Annotated in this window: 13 protein-coding genes; 2 read left to right on the forward strand and 11 right to left on the reverse strand. The window is 59.8% G+C overall.

Features of this window, described 5'->3' with window-relative positions; genetic code table 11:
* Nucleotides 1-406 precede the first annotated feature (406 nt).
* From HZF03_RS13885 to HZF03_RS13910, 6 genes are all read right to left on the reverse strand, one after another.
* A complete protein-coding gene (locus HZF03_RS13885; RefSeq protein WP_119018764.1) occupies nucleotides 407-2,803 on the reverse strand; it encodes a tetratricopeptide repeat protein in 2,397 nt (798 codons plus the stop codon).
* A gap of 238 nt (nucleotides 2,804-3,041) precedes the next feature.
* Nucleotides 3,042-4,052: a SphA family protein gene (locus tag HZF03_RS13890; RefSeq protein ID WP_234832246.1), complete on the reverse strand. Its 1,011-nt coding sequence runs from the start codon at nucleotides 4,050-4,052 to the stop codon at nucleotides 3,042-3,044.
* 210 nt (nucleotides 4,053-4,262) lie between these two features.
* Entirely contained in the window at nucleotides 4,263-6,704 is a 2,442-nt protein-coding gene (locus HZF03_RS13895) for an arylsulfatase (RefSeq protein WP_179906172.1), read from the reverse strand.
* Between the two features lie 181 nt (nucleotides 6,705-6,885).
* On the reverse strand, nucleotides 6,886-8,382 hold the full coding sequence (locus HZF03_RS13900; RefSeq protein WP_119018714.1) for a DUF1254 domain-containing protein: 1,497 nt from the start codon (nucleotides 8,380-8,382) through the stop codon (nucleotides 6,886-6,888).
* 97 nt (nucleotides 8,383-8,479) lie between these two features.
* Entirely contained in the window at nucleotides 8,480-8,737 is a 258-nt protein-coding gene (locus HZF03_RS13905; protein WP_119018715.1) for a hypothetical protein, read from the reverse strand.
* 369 nt (nucleotides 8,738-9,106) lie between these two features.
* Complete coding sequence (locus tag HZF03_RS13910; protein ID WP_234832247.1) at nucleotides 9,107-9,898, reverse strand: DUF2092 domain-containing protein; 792 nt, start codon at nucleotides 9,896-9,898, stop codon at nucleotides 9,107-9,109.
* 202 nt (nucleotides 9,899-10,100) lie between these two features.
* Between HZF03_RS13910 and HZF03_RS13915 the strand changes: the two genes are divergently transcribed.
* On the forward strand, nucleotides 10,101-11,060 hold the full coding sequence (locus HZF03_RS13915) for a helix-turn-helix domain-containing protein (RefSeq protein ID WP_165858133.1): 960 nt from the start codon (nucleotides 10,101-10,103) through the stop codon (nucleotides 11,058-11,060).
* 140 nt (nucleotides 11,061-11,200) lie between these two features.
* Here the strand turns inward: HZF03_RS13915 and HZF03_RS13920 are convergent, their stop codons facing one another.
* On the reverse strand, nucleotides 11,201-11,896 hold the full coding sequence (locus HZF03_RS13920; RefSeq protein ID WP_119018719.1) for a VIT1/CCC1 transporter family protein: 696 nt from the start codon (nucleotides 11,894-11,896) through the stop codon (nucleotides 11,201-11,203).
* Nucleotides 11,897-12,029: 133 nt separating this feature from the next.
* A complete protein-coding gene (locus HZF03_RS13925) occupies nucleotides 12,030-12,620 on the reverse strand; it encodes a cytochrome b (protein WP_119018720.1) in 591 nt (196 codons plus the stop codon).
* Nucleotides 12,621-12,841: 221 nt separating this feature from the next.
* On the opposite strand from HZF03_RS13925, the gene HZF03_RS13930 reads away from it, so the two are divergent.
* Nucleotides 12,842-14,065: an MgtC/SapB family protein gene (locus HZF03_RS13930; protein WP_276510785.1), complete on the forward strand. Its 1,224-nt coding sequence runs from the start codon at nucleotides 12,842-12,844 to the stop codon at nucleotides 14,063-14,065.
* Nucleotides 14,066-14,097: 32 nt separating this feature from the next.
* On the opposite strand, the gene HZF03_RS13935 is transcribed toward HZF03_RS13930, so the two are convergent.
* From HZF03_RS13935 to HZF03_RS13945, 3 genes are all read right to left on the reverse strand, one after another.
* Nucleotides 14,098-15,330 carry an APC family permease gene (locus HZF03_RS13935; RefSeq protein WP_119018722.1) on the reverse strand — a complete coding sequence of 411 codons (1,233 nt, stop codon included), beginning with the start codon at nucleotides 15,328-15,330 and terminating at the stop codon, nucleotides 14,098-14,100.
* Nucleotides 15,331-15,429: 99 nt separating this feature from the next.
* A complete protein-coding gene (locus tag HZF03_RS13940; RefSeq protein WP_234832248.1) occupies nucleotides 15,430-16,707 on the reverse strand; it encodes a ferredoxin reductase family protein in 1,278 nt (425 codons plus the stop codon).
* A gap of 152 nt (nucleotides 16,708-16,859) precedes the next feature.
* A complete protein-coding gene (locus HZF03_RS13945) occupies nucleotides 16,860-17,282 on the reverse strand; it encodes a Spy/CpxP family protein refolding chaperone (protein WP_234832257.1) in 423 nt (140 codons plus the stop codon).
* Nucleotides 17,283-17,349 lie beyond the last annotated feature (67 nt).

Here is a 17,349-nt window from a genome sequence, read left to right on the forward strand (position 1 = left end):
CTTTTGAGATTGAGACTACCGTTTGCCTCGATTTGCGTGCCCAAGATCAGCCCGAAGCTGGTTGGCGGCGTGTCTGCAGCCACCCGCCGAGCACAAGGCTTGGATCGGACGTCCTGCAGGCATCGGCGGTGCCCAGGTCAGGCTGTGAATGACGGCATCCTGTTCGTAAGCTCGACCCCAGACTGTTTTGGCTGGATCGACCTAAGACGCTACCGCGACGCGCCGTTGCAATCTCTTGGTAAAAATGGGTTGGTTTGGGTTGGGGCAAACCACCCCCAGCCCACCAAGCCTCCGTGAGAACACCCCGAGGGCCGCTCCGGGATGCTCAGAACCCCAGCTGGAATTTTGCCCCGTTCGGTTGGGCAAGCGGTCGCACTCCGGGCTTCGCCATGCGTCCAGACGCCAACTATCGCGACGTCGGTCTCGTTGATTGCTGTCGAATTTCTTGAACCAGGCGACCGAGTCCCGCGTCGTCCGGAAAGTCGGCTGCCAGGCGTTCAGCGTATGTAATCGCCGTACCGATATCCCCAGCGGCGCGGCTGTAGGCGACCAATGCCATCAGCGTGTCACGGTCATGCGGATGTCGAGCGGCGCTTTGTTTCAGGATGGCAACCGCATCTGCGACACGGCCGACCGCTTGCAGAGCGACGGCATAGACATAAGCAAAACGCGTCCGATCGGGGGCCAGCTCGGCGGCCTGGTGAAGCTCACTGATCGCTTCGTCGTGCCGCTTCAGCCGCACCAGGGTCAGCCCCAGACCATGGTGCAGCCCGGCATCCTGAGGCGAGACAGTGAGTGCCTCGCGCAACACCGTTTCGCCGTCGATCTCACGGCCGGATTGCCGGTACAGGTCGGCCAGATTGACCGCCGCCGGAGCATAGTGGGGGCTGAGGCGCAGCGCCGCCTTGTATTCGATCTCGGCTGCGGCCGCCTGCCCGCGTGCCAGCAGGAAACGTCCCAACGCTGATCGCGCCTCCGGCCGATCCGCATTGAGACGCTGCGCGGCGACAAACTCCTCGGCGGCCAGATCGAACCGCTGCCGATCGGCAATCGGCTGCTGGTCGGTCGGAACGGCCGCAAGTAGCGACGCAGCGCGAATACGCACGCCACGAACTGGATCCGACAGCAGCGGCGCGGCCGTCGCCCATCGCTGCCCTGCCGGTACGCCCTCCAGCAGATCGAGCGCCCCGATCCGCACCATCGGATCGGAGCTTGCCAAACCAGCTTTCGCAAGCTCGAGGGCCTCCGGCGATGGGTGCGAACCGAGTTCTGCTAACGCGGTGGCACGGACGATATCGGGCGTCGCCGGATCGGCGGCGACCGCAGCGAGCAGGCGGGATGCGTCGGCCCCCTCGCCCCAGGTGGCGGCGAACGCTGGTGCAAAGGTCTGGAAGCCCTTGCGGTTCGGTCCGTGCCAAGCCTCGATCGCGTCGGCGGCCCATCGTGGTGACCGGTCGGAATGGCAATCGTTGCAGGCGTTCGGCGTATCGAGCTGCGCCGAGACGTCCGGCCGCGGGATACGGAAGCCGTGGTCATGCCGCTGGTCGACGCCCATGTAGGTCCGAACCGGCATGTGGCACGTAATGCAAGGAGGAGGCGGCTCTACGGCGGCGTGCCGATGGTGCGTGGCACTCGAGAATTGTTCTGCGGCGTGACACTGCAGGCAGACATTGTCTCCGTCGTGACGCAGCTTTCCGCTGTGCGGATCGTGACAGTCACTGCAGGTCACGCCGGCAGCGAACATCTTGCTCTGTTTGAACGATCCGTAGTTGTAGACCTCGTCACGCATCTGGCCGTCGGCGTGATAGAGGCCGCGGCTCAGAGGCGAGACAGCATGCGTGTCGGACAGCCGTCGGCCCGGCACCCATCCCTCGGACAATTGCCCTCGCCTTGCGTGGCAAAGCCCGCAGGATTCGACCTCGGTACGAAGCGTCGCGGGCGCCGAACTTCGTGTCGGATTTCCCGTCTTCGGATCAATCCTCCAGGTGATGTTGTTGCGCTCGGCGTAGCGCACCAGCAAGCCCATCGTGGCGTCATCTGATATTCCGATCGGCCACCAGCTTTGCTGCGCATGGGCCCAACCGACATGACGCGATCCCTGGCCGTGGCAGGCTTCACACCCCACGCTGATCTCGGCCCATGACGTCTTGAAGCGATCGGACGCCGCCTCGTAGTTCTTCCGAACGCCGGTCGAATGGCATTCGGCGCACATGAAATTCCAGTTCTGGTTCAGCCTGGTCCAGTGCAGCGCGTCGTCGTGCCCGATCCGTTCGTCCGGGTAGAGATGAAACCAGCGCTGCCCTCCCTTATCCTTCGGCCGTGTATCCCAGGCAATCGACAGCGCCTGCAGGCGCCCGTCTGGAAATTCGATGAGGTACTGTTGAAGCGGATAAATCCCGAACGTGTACTTCGCTTCGAATGTCGCCAGCTTTCCGTCCGGTCCTTCGGCCTCCACCATGAACTTGCCGTTCTGCCGGAAGAACCGCGACCGAACGCCAAAATGGTCGAAATGCTGATCATTGAAGTCGCCGAGCACGGAGCTCTCGGTTGCGTGCTGCATCGCGGCTTTGTGCTGCGACTTGTTCCACAGCCGGGCCTCGGTCTGGTGACAGCCCACGCAGGTGTCACTGCCGACGAAGGAGGCTGAAGACGTTTGCGTTGGCTTCGACGGCTCTCCGGGGCTCTCCAGTACATGGAATACGAAACCCGCACCGAATAGCACGACCAGCGTGGCGACGGCCACGACCCAAGGCTTCCACCTCGAGAATTCGACGGGTCGACCAGAACCAACAGCTTCAGACATCGGCGGCGAAGAGCGATCCGCGGCCCCTTTCGAATTATTTGCCTTGCCACCGGTCTTCCGCCGCTTGCGCGCCAATCGTCAAATCCTCGAACCAACACTAGGGCGACACACTGCCTCGGCGAGCGAGGGCCGGATCGGTTCATTCCGGGTTGGAAATTCGATCATCGGCTCTTGCAGATTCCCCCACCCCGAGGTTCACCGCCCTACTCCACGGCTGCAGCCGATCTCACTCTCAATTTTACTTCGTTATCAGATGTCTGGATGGCGTTACGGTGCTCTCCGGCGGCGCCGCTGAAACTGCGAACGTCAGCCAGCTGTTCCAGCCCGATGGCCGATTCGCCGCAGCGAACTCGCCGTAGCCTTTGAGATTCAAATATCCGTGCAGGTCACCCATCGGGAAAATATATCCAATCTGCGGACCGACTCCGACAACACGTGATCGGAAGCCGCCGAGGACCGGCAGTCCGCCGCTATCGTCGGAGACTTGCTGATACGCGTATCCAACAAGGCCGACGAAGACCTGCTTGGACAGAAATTTCGATGCACCCCAGTCGAAGTGGAAATCGATGCCGCTCTGATAATGCGTGTCCGGATTCTTGAAATTGTATGTGAATCCGGCAACGCCGGAGAATTCGTAACCCGATGCAGGGTTGAGATAGGTGTATCCGGCACCGCCGTCGATCGCACCGTGACCAACCCCGAGATTAGCAAGACGGCCCGGATTGTAAGCGCCGACCGGAATATCGCCCGTCACGTACACCATCCAGTTATGAACTCCGTTGTGCCACTTCAGCGACATGATCGGGTAGAGATCGCCGACGGAGGTCAGCGAGTCCGAGATGCTTCCCGTGCGCGTCTGCCAAAACTGGCCAAATCCGGTCGTCAGCGTCCCATCAAGCCCGACGCTGTTGCGGCCGAATATCCCGGTCACGCCGATCGCCAATTGTCCGCCCAGCACCGGTGTCGCGAACGTGTAGGTCGGCGAGAGGATCGTCATATCACCCTGCGCATTCAGGTTTGCGCTCAGGCTGACGCTGGCCGTCGGGGAGAATCTGCCAATCTGGAATTGTTTTGCAGCCGCCACGGCCCCCGACGCATTGACCTGGGTGTGATAGTAAATTGCCCCTATCGACCAGCCCGGGGTCTGTGGAACAGCGGCGAGACTGCCGAACAATCCTGGAAGCCAGAACGAAACACCGACCTCATCGGCGCGTGCGATCTGGGTGGGCACCGCGAGAAAGGCGCCCACCGCGCCGACGCTTAAGCAACGTCGCCAAGATCGAAATCCACAATGAAGTCTATTGCGCCGCATCGCTTTGCCCCAACCAAATCAGTCGTCCCACGCCACCTGACCGCCAACTGGGTCAGCACGCACCTGCCCAAGAACTCCCCAGACGCATCGCTCGCCCTCCCCCGGTCGGGTACCTGCAGTGCGCGGTTCAGTTGCAAGTCCAGTTCATCAGTCTGACAGGCCTTTCTTCATCGCTGCAGCCTTCTTGGCCTCCGCGGCGTCTTCGGCATCGGCCTTCTTCAAGTCCTTGAGTTCGATCGTTACGGCGCCGATCTTGCCCGTGAACTTGAACGGCACCTTGTAGGCTTCGGTGACCGGGGTGCCTTCATCGGCGCCGACATCGGCGCCTTCGTCGGCGGAGTAGCCGCAGCATTGGGTGCGGTCGATCCGGCCCGTCGCGACGCTCTTGCCGTTGACAAACAGCGTGCCCACACCGCCTTTGCCGACTCCGTCGCCGTCATAGGCGAACTCGTAGCTGATCTTGGACTTTCCGACAGGCAAGGACTGCTTTGCTGCAATCGTGAACCGCTGCAGACCGAGGAAGTTGTAGGTGTAGGTCGGCTTGCCGTCCTTCAGATACAGGCTCCAACCTCCAAACCGCCCCGCCTGCGCGAGGATCACCCCGCTGGCACCGCCCTTCGGAATGTCGACGTCGGCCGTGATGGTGTGTGACCTATTCTTCGTATTGATGAAGACGTTCTCGGACATTCCGGTCATGCCCTCGTGCACAGTCAGCGACGTGCGACCGGCCATCAGGTCGGGCCGACCAACCATCGCCGGATTCAATCGCTCCAAAGTCCGGTCGTCGAGCGGCAAGACTGAGTATTTGACGGCTTCCGAGAGGAACAGCTCCTGAAGCTGTTTCAGCTTCTCCGGATTTTTTGCGGCCAGATCGTTGGACAGGCTGAAGTCCGATCGCGTGTCGTAAAGCTCCCAGATATCCTGTTCGAGCGGCCTGCGGTTCCTGGTTTCCCATGCCGCCCGGTGAATGGTGCCGGCCAGCCAGCCGTCGTTATAGATCGCCCGGTTGCCGAAGATTTCGAAATACTGCGTCGTATGCGTGCTCGGCGCATTCGCGGCGGCAAAACTGTAAGCCATGCTCACGCCCTCGATCGGGGTCTGTGGCGTTCCGTTCACGCTTGTTGGTTCAGGAAGCTTTGCCACCTCGAGGATCGTCGGCACGATATCGATGACATGGTGCCATTGCGAGCGCACCTCTCCTTTGGCCGCAATCCCTTTGGGCCAATGCACCACCATGCCGTTGCGAGTGCCGCCATAGCTCGAAGCAACCTGCTTCGTCCACGTGAAAGGGGTATCGCCTGCGATCGCCCAGCCTGCCGCATAGTGGCTATAGGTCATCGGGCCGCCGAGTTTGTCATAGTGCTTGAGGATGTCCTGAACACTCTCCTGAACGCCGTTGAAGTAAGTCATCTCGTTGAACAGCCCGTTCATGCCGCCTTCGGCACTGGCACCATTGTCGCCGACGATGTAGAACACCAGCGTGTTGTCGAGCTGCCCGGTCGCCTTGATGGCATCGACCAGACGGCCGATCTCGGTGTCGGCATATTCCCCGAAGCCGGCGAACACCTCCATCTGTCGTGCGAACAATTTCTTCTCGTCGGGGCTAAGGGATGCCCAGTCCTTGATGGCCTCGGGCTTGGGAGCAAGCTTCGTGTCCGGCGGGACAACGCCGAGCTTGATCTGGCGGGCGAGCGTCTCCTCCCGAAGCTTGTCCCAGCCCTGGTCGAACTTGCCCTTGTACTTGTCGATCCAGGTCTTCGGCACATGGTGCGGCGCATGAGTTGCACCTGGCGCGAAGTAGATGAAGAACGGCTTATCCGGCGTCAGCGATTTCTGGTATTGCATCCAGTCGATCGCCTTGTTGGTCATGTCTGTCATGAAATTATAGGTCGGGTCCTTCGACGGCTCGACCTGGGTCATCCCGTCATAGATCAGCGGCGCCCATTGGTTGGTCTCGCCGCCCATGAAACCGTAAAACTTGTCGAAGCCCTGGCGTGTCGGCCATCGGTCGGTCGGGCCCGATGGACTGACTTCCCAAGCCGCCGTTTCGTGATTTTTGCCGAAATGGGCGGTGCTGTAGCCGTTCAGCCTCAGCATTTCCGCGACGGTGGCGACGCTGTTGGGACGCTGCCCGGTTTGTCCGGGGAACGTGGTCGCCGTTTCCGCGATCGAGCCGAAATTGTTCATGTGATGGTTGCGACCGCTCAGCAGCGCTGCCCGGGTCGGCGAACAAAGCGCCGTCGTGTGAAACTGATTGTAGCGCAATCCGTTGTTGGCGAGTTGCTCGACGGTCGGCATGGCGATCGAACCGCCGAACGCGCTCGATTGCCCAAAGCCCATGTCGTCGATCAGGATGATCAGCACGTTGGGAGCTTTGGCGGGTGCTTTGATCTCGAAGCGTGGCGGCGGTGTTGCATTCCGCGCATCGAGCACTGTGCTGTGAGGGTACGTTGGCTCGGGTATCGGCAGCACGCTGCGGTCGGTCGGAAACACCGTGCCGGGCGAGCCCGCAGTCTGGGCACTTGCAGGCATCGCCAGAAGGGCCACGAACGATAGTGTCGCAATCGCAGGAGCTAATAGACGCTTCATGGTAACGACCTCGGTACGGAACGAACAGGATACAGGCCGATATTAACCTGTCTGGGCCATCTTTCGGCGCAACGCATGTATCGAGACTACAGAGTTTGGAACCCTGGTGGCGCAGAGGGCATGATCCAGATCAAGAACCAGCCTGGTCGATCGCAGCCACACGCTTCACCCGAACTCGGTACTACAACTCTTCGATCTCGCCCGGGCGCCATGTCTTGTCGAACCACGGCTGCAGCGGACCATAGAGGCGAAACAGAGTGTTCCAGCCTTTGCCGGGCACCGTCTGGATCCAATTGGACTCCTTGCCGGCCGGCGCCTTGGGTCCGAAATAGACATCGACCGAGCCGTCCGGGTTGGTTGCAAGTTTCGGGTCCTGACTGGTCGCCGCCGGCCAACGCTGGTCGGTTTGCAGCATCGATCGCGTCTGGTTGTCGTAGACGATCACCGACCAGAATTGCTTGACCGGAATGTTGGGAGGCAAATGGAGTCTGTAAGTCTTCCCGCCGTCGAGTGGTCGGCTCTTGCTGTCGACGAACGCCCCCATGTATTGCGAGCCTTCGCCGACCGTCTTCGAGTCCATCGCCGGGGTCACGCCGGTCGCGTAAAAGAAGAACGCCGAATATGCATCAAGGATGCGGGCACCGTTCTCCTCGAATTTGTAGCCGCCGAAGAACCCGGTGCGCCAGGCACTGTTGGGATAATAGTAGCTCTCCTTGATCCGGAGCCGACTGTTGATCGTCCGCGCCGTCGCGTCACCGACAAGCGCCGCCTCCGTCAGAATCGCCTTCATCCGCGCATCAGGCGCAAATGGCTTGCCCTTTTGAATGCCGACCGACGCGTACAGGCCGAGCGTGACCGGATCGACGGATTCCGTCGGCTCTTCCTGCACGACCTGGTCCAGATATTCCCAAAACGTGTAATCGGCCGGCGCCAGCGTGCTGAACGCCTTGCCGGACACGTGCACGAAGTTGAGTTTCGGCGGATTGGCGGCGTCCTTCAGGCGATAGATTCGCGTGTGCTTCTCGACCAGATCGACGCCCGGCTTCGGGTCGCCGTCCACGAGAAACGAGCGCCATGGGACCCACACGCTGAATGTCGCAGGCCTCACGATGAAGTAGCCTTCGGGAGGGTCGCCCTTGTAGCCGGGCGGCAGAAGCAGATACTTGCCACCCTGCCCCTTGTCAGGGCCGACAAATCCCAAGTCCGTCACATAATTGTACCACATATCGTCGATTGCGCCGAGCACCTTGGGCGGTACCTCGAGGACCAGCGGTCCGTCGCGCAGATCAAGCCAGAACCAGGTGTAGGGCGTATTGTTGTTGGGTGTCAGGAACAGCGACTTCGAATCCATCCGGTCCTGGAAGATCGGCACCGTGAGATTGATCGGTCCTATTCCGGCAATCCCCTTGCGATTGGCCAGTTGGCTCACCGGTGCCAGGGCCAGAAGGTAGGCTTGAACGGCGCGCTGGAAATCCAGGTTGTCGTACAGCTTCTCGACCGTGGCATCGTCGGGAAAGCCATCGAAGAACTTCAACGTCCCGAGTCGCGTATCCACTTTGTCGGGAATAGCGATGCCCGAAGGGATGGGCGTTTGCATCTTGTACTGCTGCGCATCCACCGATTGCGATGCGCTCGCAATCAGCAGGATCGTTGCGAGGTATAGCCGAGTGGACTTCATGACATTTCGCCTATTCATGGTGGTCGCGGGGACGATGGTCGACGGGCACAATCGAACGACGCGCCCGAATTGAGGACTGATCGCAGCGCATTGCCCGTCAGCGACGACCGACGCGGTTGACGGGACCACCACGATTGGCGGGCGTTCCGGGACGTACGCCGACCCCGGCCGCGCCGACCCCGGGCGTCACGACGGCCCGCGCCGCAGGCCTTGGACGCAGCACTACTCCTGGCCTGACCACACAGCCCGCCGGATAGCCGACATATTGGCAATACACAGCGGCAGCGGCCGGCTCGGTCGCCACGGCCGCAAAGCCGACGACCAGCAACGACGATAGCGTGAGCGAACGTTTCATGCCGATTTCCTCGTCTGCAGGTGGTGGACCCTCGCCTTCGAAGACGACAGCCGACCCTGGTTTCTCAGAACCACGTCTGTCAGCGACAAACGGTTACGATACGCCCGTAGACGTCGACCGCCTGGGTACAGACGGGGGAGACCACCACCGACCCACCATAGACTGCCGCAGTCCCCACCACGGCCCGACGGGTCGTACGCCGCGCAACTCCAGCATAACTCATGGGAGTCAGCGGTCGGCCGATCCTCGCCTCGGCGGACGAGAGCAGCGAAGACGACGACTGCAGTGGAGACGTGCCATTCCACATCATCGCTGCGGTGCAGACACCCAATGACAGAGAGATGTGAAACAGGATCTTTGAAGTCCGGATCATTTCTCTGCTCCCGCCTTGATGCTGCCCTGCGGCACCTCGTCGATATCCGCCAGATCACCGATTGCAATCTTCTTGGCGGATGGATCGGGCTTGAACGTGAACGCGTCGGCAGTCACGTCTGATTTCCACTCCTTGATGCGCAGCGTATATTGCGGCGCCTCACCCACACCCTTGCTGGTGATCACATATTTCCGTGGAATCGGCCGCGCGCCGGATTCGATCCAGATTTGCCAGTCGGTTTCAGTGTTGCGGAATGCCAGATGATCGCATTCGACGCCGTCGATGACACCTTTGCCGATCACGCTGGCTTCGATGACATCGGCCATCAGGCTTTCGAAGACATTGGCAACCAGGAGATCGGCGCCGGGAGCCGCTACGCGGTGCTTTTCGCGGAGGCCATCAATCAATTCATCGATCGTACCGTTCGCCTCGATTTGGGCGTAGTCGTTGAAATCCTTGTTGTTCACGGTCGCCGTCTTGCCGTCGAACACCAGCTCGACATCCCGGTATCCGCCCGTTCGGGTCGCGCGAAGCTTGTCGGGACGGCTCAGCTGCACCTGACCAGAGCTGGTAAACTGGATTTTTTGCAGCTTCGATGTGATCACTTCGACATCTGAGTCGAATTTGATCGCGAGGGTCTTCTGGCTGCCGACATAGTCCGACATCGCCTTGAGCAGCGTTGCAGCGTCGACAGGTTGAGCGCTCGCTGATCCGGCGAACGCAACGCTCCCGACCAATGATGCACCGATTAAGATGCAAGCTCGTCGCAATAAATGGCGTGGCGTCATCATCGTATTCCCCCACCCGATACGTCAGTACTAGTGACTAATATCGCCGCCTGCCGCGACTAATCGACGACGACCGGCTGCAACAGTAGGGCGAAACAGACGCTCGAACTATCCGTTTTCTGCAAAAGACGACCTGACTCTCCATTTTGGAGATGATAAAGCCATGATGCCGCAGTGCCATCGTCGACCGGAGAGATTCTCCATGTTGCGCGACCTGCCTGTTCCGTTCGCTCGCATCGATAACACGTTCGACGATGTGGATGCCATGGCCGCGAGCCCGATCGCATGGAATCAGCACTACGAGCAAATTGGCCGAGGTCGCTTCCAAGGCCGGTTGACGCAGTTCGTCTTCGACCAGTTCCAGTTCGCTCGCGTTTCATATTCATTAGGTGTGCTTCAGCGCGGCTGCGCGCCTGACGACGCATGGGCTTTCGGGTTGCCTCTCTCTGCTCAAGGCTCATTGCATGTTCGCCGGAGGCCGGTTGCTCAGGGAGAGTTGATTGCTGCGACATCTCAGGATGATGTCGGTTTCGCGACCACGGGATCCGCCGATATCATCGTTGCGGTGCTGCCAGCACAAGCGATTGAGCACTGGATGCATGTGCGTCGTGGCGCTGACGACTTCAACGTCCACCTACCGTCGCCGCGCTGGCACGTACCGACCGAGGAATTGAGCCGTCGTACGCATGCGCTATCGGCTCTGCTCGAGGAACTCGCCACCCACGCCGAGATGGAGCTGCGCGGCGCAGCGCCGCAGCTTCAGGAACGCATCTTTCAGATCATACTCGGCATGATCCCGTCGGCCGAAATCATCGAGCCGTTGCACAACCGCGCTCGCATTGCGCGACAACTGCTCGCAATTTTGAATGAGAGACTGGACGATCCACCAACGATCACCGACCTCTGCGTAGCAGTCAGTGCGAAAGAGCGCACACTCCATCTGAGCTGTATGGAAGCGTTTGGCTGGTCACCGATGGCACTGATGACGGATTTGAGACTCAACGCCACTCGCCGTGCCCTGCTGCGGCCTGACGGAGCCACGAGCGTGACCAGCGTTGCGGAAAGATACTCCTTTACCCATCTGGGACGGTTTTCGAATATCTACAGACGCAAATTCGGAGAACTGCCATCCGTCACTCTTTTGAGAGCGCGAGCCTGTTGATTGCATTGCTATTTGCAATCTCAGAAGCGGATTGAATCAAACAATTACATCTTCCGTTCCCCTGACTGAGCACTACCGCCGGGTGTGGTTGCCATCGTCGCCAAACCACAGCACCGCAGATACAGAGTACGTCACAGCGACTAGATCGCATGCCCTACAAGCGCGCCGATACCGGCGCTGGCAGCCATCGCGATGGCACCCCAAAAAGTGACTCGTAGCGTTGGCTTCACAATGCCTGCGCCGCCAATGCGTGCGCTGACGGCACCTAGCAACGCCAGGCAAAATAGAGAACCGCCAGACACGATGAGGGCCGTTGAACCCGAAGGTGCAAGCAGCACGATGCCGATCGGCAAAGCTGCGCCGACCGAAAACGTTAGAGCCGACGTCAATGCCGCCTGCACCGGCCGGGCGACGACATGGGGCGATAGCCCCAATTCATCTCTTGCATGCGCAGCAAATGCGTCCTTCGCCGTCAATTGCTCGGCAACTTTTCGCGCCAAGGCGAACTCGACGCCGCGATCAACGTAGATTTGTGTCAACTCGTCTAACTCAGACTCGGGTGTTTCAGCGAGCTCCTTGCGCTCTCGGGCCAGATCAGCCTGTTCGGTATCGGCCTGAGAGCTTACGGACACATATTCCCCGGCGGCCATGGACATGGCTCCGGCGACAAGCCCGGCGACTCCTGCCACCAGGACTTCGCTAGAGGCGGTAGCGGCTGCGGCAACACCGACAACCAGACTGGCAGTCGAAATAATTCCGTCATTTGCACCCAGCACTGCGGCGCGAAGCCAGCCGATCCGTTCGATGAGATGAGATTCACGGTGGATCGGATGCATAATCGACTCTTCCTAAGGACTAAGATTGCTCGAGATTGACGTCGCACCGTTCCCAATCATAGTCCTCGAAAGTACCCCGTTCCGGTGCGCTGTGATAGGCCTTATGCGACGACAATCATCTTCCGGTCTGGGATCATCGTCGCTTCGCATCGGTCTTGGCACGGAACGGAAACATCCGATATAGCACCGACTCTCGGAACATAAATCGATGTAGTAGAGCCGCAGCGGTGTGAACTCCGACCAAGCATAACAATACAATGGCCAGAGCCTCGTGAACCTCCTCGAGCGAATGTGCGAATGCGCGATTCGTCGATACCAGTGGCGGCAGGGTAAACAAACCGAACACTTCGATCGCGCGCCCCTTTGCCGCCATCATCAGCAAGCCTGTTATCGGTATTGCAAAGAGCACGAGGTACAGTCCCACGTGCACCACCTTGGCGCCGAGGCGCAGCAGTTGAGGTCCAGGCGCCGACTGTAGCGGCGGTACCGCCAAGCGCCAAGTCAGCCGGATTGTGGTCAACGCGAATAATATCACGCCGATCGAAGCATGCAGATTGAGGAGCTGTACCTTCTCTGGGCCGCGTGGCATTTCCTCCATGACGAGACCGGCCACGAAGGCAATCACGACGATTAGCAGCGTCAGCCAATGGATCGATTGCGTGCAAAGATCGTAGCGGTCTTCAGTCGGTGGCGAAGCGATCTCGACCGCGTTCGTGTAAGTCATTGGGTGCACACCTCGGTTGAAGGTGCTTCATGATCACACGGCGGCCCTGACCAGTCGCTGACACACCCTCTCTCAGGAACTTATCCTGACCTTTCTTGCCATTCATTCGCAAGCTGTTTCGAGAGGTGTCGCTTCTCGTCTTGCTTCGATGCCGATAGTCTGCTCGCTATCGCAACCAATTTGCTGGGAGAGCTTCCATCATCGATCCCATTGTTCTCAACCTGGCTGTTGCCCTCGGAGTCGGTCTGCTGATCGGGACGGAGCGGGAGCGTCGCAAAGGCGTTGGTCCGTTACGCTCGCCAGCTGGAATTCGGACGTTCGCAGTTGCCTCGATTGTTGGTGCGATAAGCTTCATCGTCGGCGGCGTCACGCTGTTTGCCATTGTGACCGCTGGTGTCGTGCTTTTGGTTACGGCCGCCTACTGGCGTGTGCACGAGGACGATCCTGGACTGACAACGGAATTGGCCTTGATTGCAACCGTCCTGCTTGGCGGGCTGTCGATGCAGAAGCCAGAAGTTGCCGGCGGCATTGCTGTGGTACTGACCATATTGCTGACAGTGAAATCATGGCTTCATCGATTCGTTCGGACCTTGCTCACCGAAGACGAACTTGAGGATGCCTTGATCTTTGCAGCGGCTTCGCTTGTCATCCTGCCGCTTGTGCCAGACCGTGCGATGGGACCTTATGGGGCGCTCAATCCGCACGCCATCTGGATCATCGTCGTCCTCATCATGGCGATCAGCGCCGGAGGCTACCTCGCAGTCCGTCTCCTCGGGGCGCGTTTCGGATTGCCGATCGCAGGGCTGGCATCCGGCTTTATCTCGAGCACGGCCACGATTGGTGCCATGGGAGCGCTGGCCGCCAAGTCCAGAGAGGCTCTCCCGGCCGCGGTTGCAGGCGCGGTGTTATCGACAATAGCGACGATTGTTCAGATGACGGTCGTTCTGGCCGCGACCAGCATTGCCACGCTGCAATCCCTTGCCGTCCCGCTACTCTGCGCAGGCCTCGCCGCCACTGCCTACGGCAGCACATTCACGATCCTGGCATTGCGGCAACGGGTGGCCGGAGCTCCTCAACAAGGCCGCGCATTCAGCATCTCGACTGCATTGGTGTTCGCCTCCATGCTGGCTTGCATCCTGGTCGCCTCCGCAGCACTTCAGGATATTTTCGGCGAAAAAGGCACCTTCATCGCAGCAGCTCTCGCCGGCTTTGCGGATACGCATTCCGCCGCAATTTCAATTGCCACGTTGGTGTCGTCGGGAAGAATCACGCCGGATGGTGCGATCCTTCCGATTTTGGCGGGACTTACGACCAACACGGTGAGCAAGATGATATTCGCGGCTATCAGCGGCGGATCGGCATTCGCTATTCGGGTGATCCCGGGACTGATCGTCGTCGCCCTTGCGGCATGGGCAGGCACACTCCTCGGCGTTAACCTGATCTAAGGCGCCCGGCAGCTCTGGCGAGAGTTTCGTGGTCACATAATAACGTCGATGACGAGAAGCAGAAGGCTGGATAGCAAGCCTGCGAACGGCACCCACCGCGGACAGATGAACGCACCTTCCGGCGGATTGTCATGTCTGTGCTTGATCCAGATGAGCGCGAGATTGACGATCGCAAAGATCATCAATGTGAAGCGCGCAGTCAACGCGGCCAGTCCCGCGAGCGGAACCGCTAGCGCGAGCGCAAGAATGGCGAAAATGCCGATCGCCGTCGCAAGTAACGGCGTATGCGTCAGCGGATTCAGCCACGTCAGGACCTTCGGCAAATTGCCTTGATCCGCCAAGCCGTAGATCACCCGGGCGATCATGATCATATGCACGATGATGCCGTTGAGAGTTGCCACAATAGCGATGGCTCCCATCGTCACCAGTGGCAAACCGGTCAGCCGCTCGAACACGAGTGCCAGCGGTGCCGACGATTCCGCCAGTTCCTTCGGAGGCACCGCGGTTACCGCAATCCATACGACCAGCGCGTAGATCAGCGCTGTCAGGCCGAGCGTCAGAAACAGCGCGCGTGGCAGGGTCCGGTTCGGGTCCTTCATCTCTTCCGCAACATTGACGAGATGCTCGAAGCCGATAAAGGAAAACACCGCGATAAGTGCGGTTCCGCCAAGGCCTATCCATGCGCTCGCGTCGGCGGCGGACGGCCAGATTTCCGGCAATCGGGTGACGACGGTTGTCCCCTGCCCGAAGCCAGCGATGATGATCAGCACCAGCCCGCCGATCTCGATCAGTGTCATGATTCCGGCAAAGCTGACAGACTGTACCGTGGCGAGACACGCCACTACACCCATGATCAACACCACCCCAGTGATGATCCATGGCGCCTGAAACGGTAAGAACACCGCAACGTAACCAGCGCTGCCGACGCTGATCGTGGCGGCAGAAATCGTCGCCGTGGCGACCACGAGAAGCCCGACAAGAAGGCTGAGCCATTCAGATCCGAAAGCAGCTTTGACATAGGCCGCCTCACTGGCGCTGACGGGCATCCGTGTTCCCAATTCGGCGAACGATGCTGCACTGAAGCCCATTACAACCGCGGCACCCATGAACGCCAGCGGGGCATGCATGCCGCTACGCCCAGCGGCAATCCCAACCAAAACGTAGATTCCGGCACCAATGGTGACGCCAAGTCCGTACAAAACCGCATGCGTTAACGTCAGGGAACGGACCAATCGCGCCTGCGACTCCGCAATTTTCAGGGACATGCCAAGGTCTTTCTCGCCACCAATCAGAAGGCAACATCGCAACACTAAAGGACACTCGCTGGCTCAGGATTGGATCGGCTGCCGACGAGCAGCTGAAATTCAGCGCATGTCGAACAATTCCTGATGGAAACGCGATGTCGGCAGTCCTTGCGCGACCATTGCGAGACGCATCGAATCTCCAAAGCCGCTTGGGCCGCAGAACCAGACATCCGCTCGCTTCCATTCGGGCACCATGGCGGCGAGCGTCTCAATTGTAAGGCGGTCATTTTTCGATCCATCGACCAAATGGAAGGCTACTCCGGTTTGTTGAGCCAGTTGCCGGATCGGAGCCATGAAGCCGTTATCTGGCGTACTGGTCGCATAGAACAGATCGATTGGACCGGTCCGGCTGAATCGGAGGAGTTGCTTCAGCCGAGCGATGAAGGGTGTGATGCCGACTCCGCCACCGATCCAGATCTGACGGTCGCCGTCGCCCTGAAAATTGAACCTACCATAAGGACCTTCAACCACCACGCCCTGCCCGACATGCAGGCTGCCCGCCAGCGTCCGCGTGTAGTCGCCTAGGCCTTTGATCGAAAATTTCAGCAGCCCGTCGTCGAGCCACGCGGACGTAATGGTGAAGGGATGCGCTGCCTCGGCATCGTCGAAATCCACGAAAGCAAACTGTCCGGCCTCATGTCCACGCCAGGCCGTCTCCAGCCTGACGCCTACGTCCAGCACCTGATTTTCATCGTAGAGCGAAAGTGTCGCAATCTGCCCCGCGGCCTTTCGTGAATAGCCAATCCGTCGAAACAGCGAGATCAGCGCGGCAGTCGTTCCGGTGAGCAATAAAAATGCAAGCACTGGACCGAGCGGTTTGGTCCAGTAACTTCGGTCGATCAGGATGAAAGCGTGAAACACCAGAACCAGATAGACGGCGGGCATCAGCCGATGCGTCATGTAGAAGTACTTGTAAGGAAACCGTTTCCACAGCGCGATCGCCGCTAGTGCGAGCAGAGCATAAAGTGCCCATTCGCCGATTTCAGCGGCCGGATGCTTGAGATCACGAAACAGGTTGAAGCCGGTTTCAAGCTCCTGCGCATGCGCTGGCTTCGGCGGGATCGCGAACAGGCCGATTTCGCTGATCAACGACGGTCCCTTTCGCAGCACCCAATGCATGATCGCGCATCCCAGCACTGAAATGCCGAGCCATTTGTGCAGGCGATAGAATTTGTCGAGACCACCCAGCGGCGTTTCGAACCAAACCGGCCGGGCTGTCAGAATGACGCCGATCGACATCAGGCCGAGCGCCAGCACGCCGCTGCCGTAAACAAGCGTGGTGCGCGTCGCCCAGAACCCCTGGTCGAAAGCACCGGGCGGAAGGCTGAGAAGCCACAAGCCTTAGCAGCCCGCCGACTGCCACTGCAAACGCGGTCGTCAATCGTTTAAACTGCATCGTTCGCCCTCGATCGGGTTGGTGGAAAGGACGAATAGCGGGCCGCCAGAAAGGAAGCCCACTATTGCGAAGTCGCTAGTGAGAAGTCCTGCTCTCAATCGGAGCGGCGATCACGCGACCGATGAAACAACGCTTCTCCGAACCTCTGCTTCTGCTGATCGTTGAGGGATGCATAGAGAGGCTGGGACGCATCGGCGAGCTTCTTCAGATCGTTGCCACGCTCGATCCAGTCGTCGCCATCCTTGCGCATTTGCTCGATCAGATCGGCGCTGCCCGCCTGGTTTGCGCGTGCAATCCGCCAGGATTGTCGGTGCTCGTCGTGCTTCTTCCAGACGTTGACCAGTTCGGCCTGGACACCCGACCAATTCTTGTCCTGCTCCGGCGTGAGCCTCAGGTCCGCCTTGAGCTGGGCGGCACGGGCCGCCGCCCGATCGGTGAGCTGGCTCGCGGTCAATTCCACACGGTCGGATCGATCCCGCGCCATTGCGGGCCCAATTGCCGCCGACCCGATCAACACAGCAGCGGTCGCCAGGGATGTGATGGTTCTTCGCATGGTGCAGTCCTCTTTTGGAGTTCAGTTCGTG

Origin of the sequence: Rhodopseudomonas palustris, from assembly GCF_013415845.1 — a bacterium.
Lineage (GTDB): Bacteria > Pseudomonadota > Alphaproteobacteria > Rhizobiales > Xanthobacteraceae > Rhodopseudomonas > Rhodopseudomonas palustris_F.

Coding starts and splice junctions, on each gene's coding strand:
- HZF03_RS13885 (WP_119018764.1), bottom strand. CDS start 2,803: ATGTCTGAAGCTGTTGGTTCTGGTCGACCCGTCGAATTCTCGAGGTGG.
- HZF03_RS13895 (WP_179906172.1), bottom strand. CDS start 6,704: ATGAAGCGTCTATTAGCTCCTGCGATTGCGACACTATCGTTCGTGGCC.
- HZF03_RS13900 (WP_119018714.1), bottom strand. CDS start 8,382: ATGAAGTCCACTCGGCTATACCTCGCAACGATCCTGCTGATTGCGAGC.
- HZF03_RS13905 (WP_119018715.1), bottom strand. CDS start 8,737: ATGAAACGTTCGCTCACGCTATCGTCGTTGCTGGTCGTCGGCTTTGCG.
- HZF03_RS13910 (WP_234832247.1), bottom strand. CDS start 9,898: ATGACGCCACGCCATTTATTGCGACGAGCTTGCATCTTAATCGGTGCA.
- HZF03_RS13915 (WP_165858133.1), top strand. CDS start 10,101: ATGTTGCGCGACCTGCCTGTTCCGTTCGCTCGCATCGATAACACGTTC.
- HZF03_RS13920 (WP_119018719.1), bottom strand. CDS start 11,896: ATGCATCCGATCCACCGTGAATCTCATCTCATCGAACGGATCGGCTGG.
- HZF03_RS13925 (WP_119018720.1), bottom strand. CDS start 12,620: ATGACTTACACGAACGCGGTCGAGATCGCTTCGCCACCGACTGAAGAC.
- HZF03_RS13935 (WP_119018722.1), bottom strand. CDS start 15,330: ATGTCCCTGAAAATTGCGGAGTCGCAGGCGCGATTGGTCCGTTCCCTG.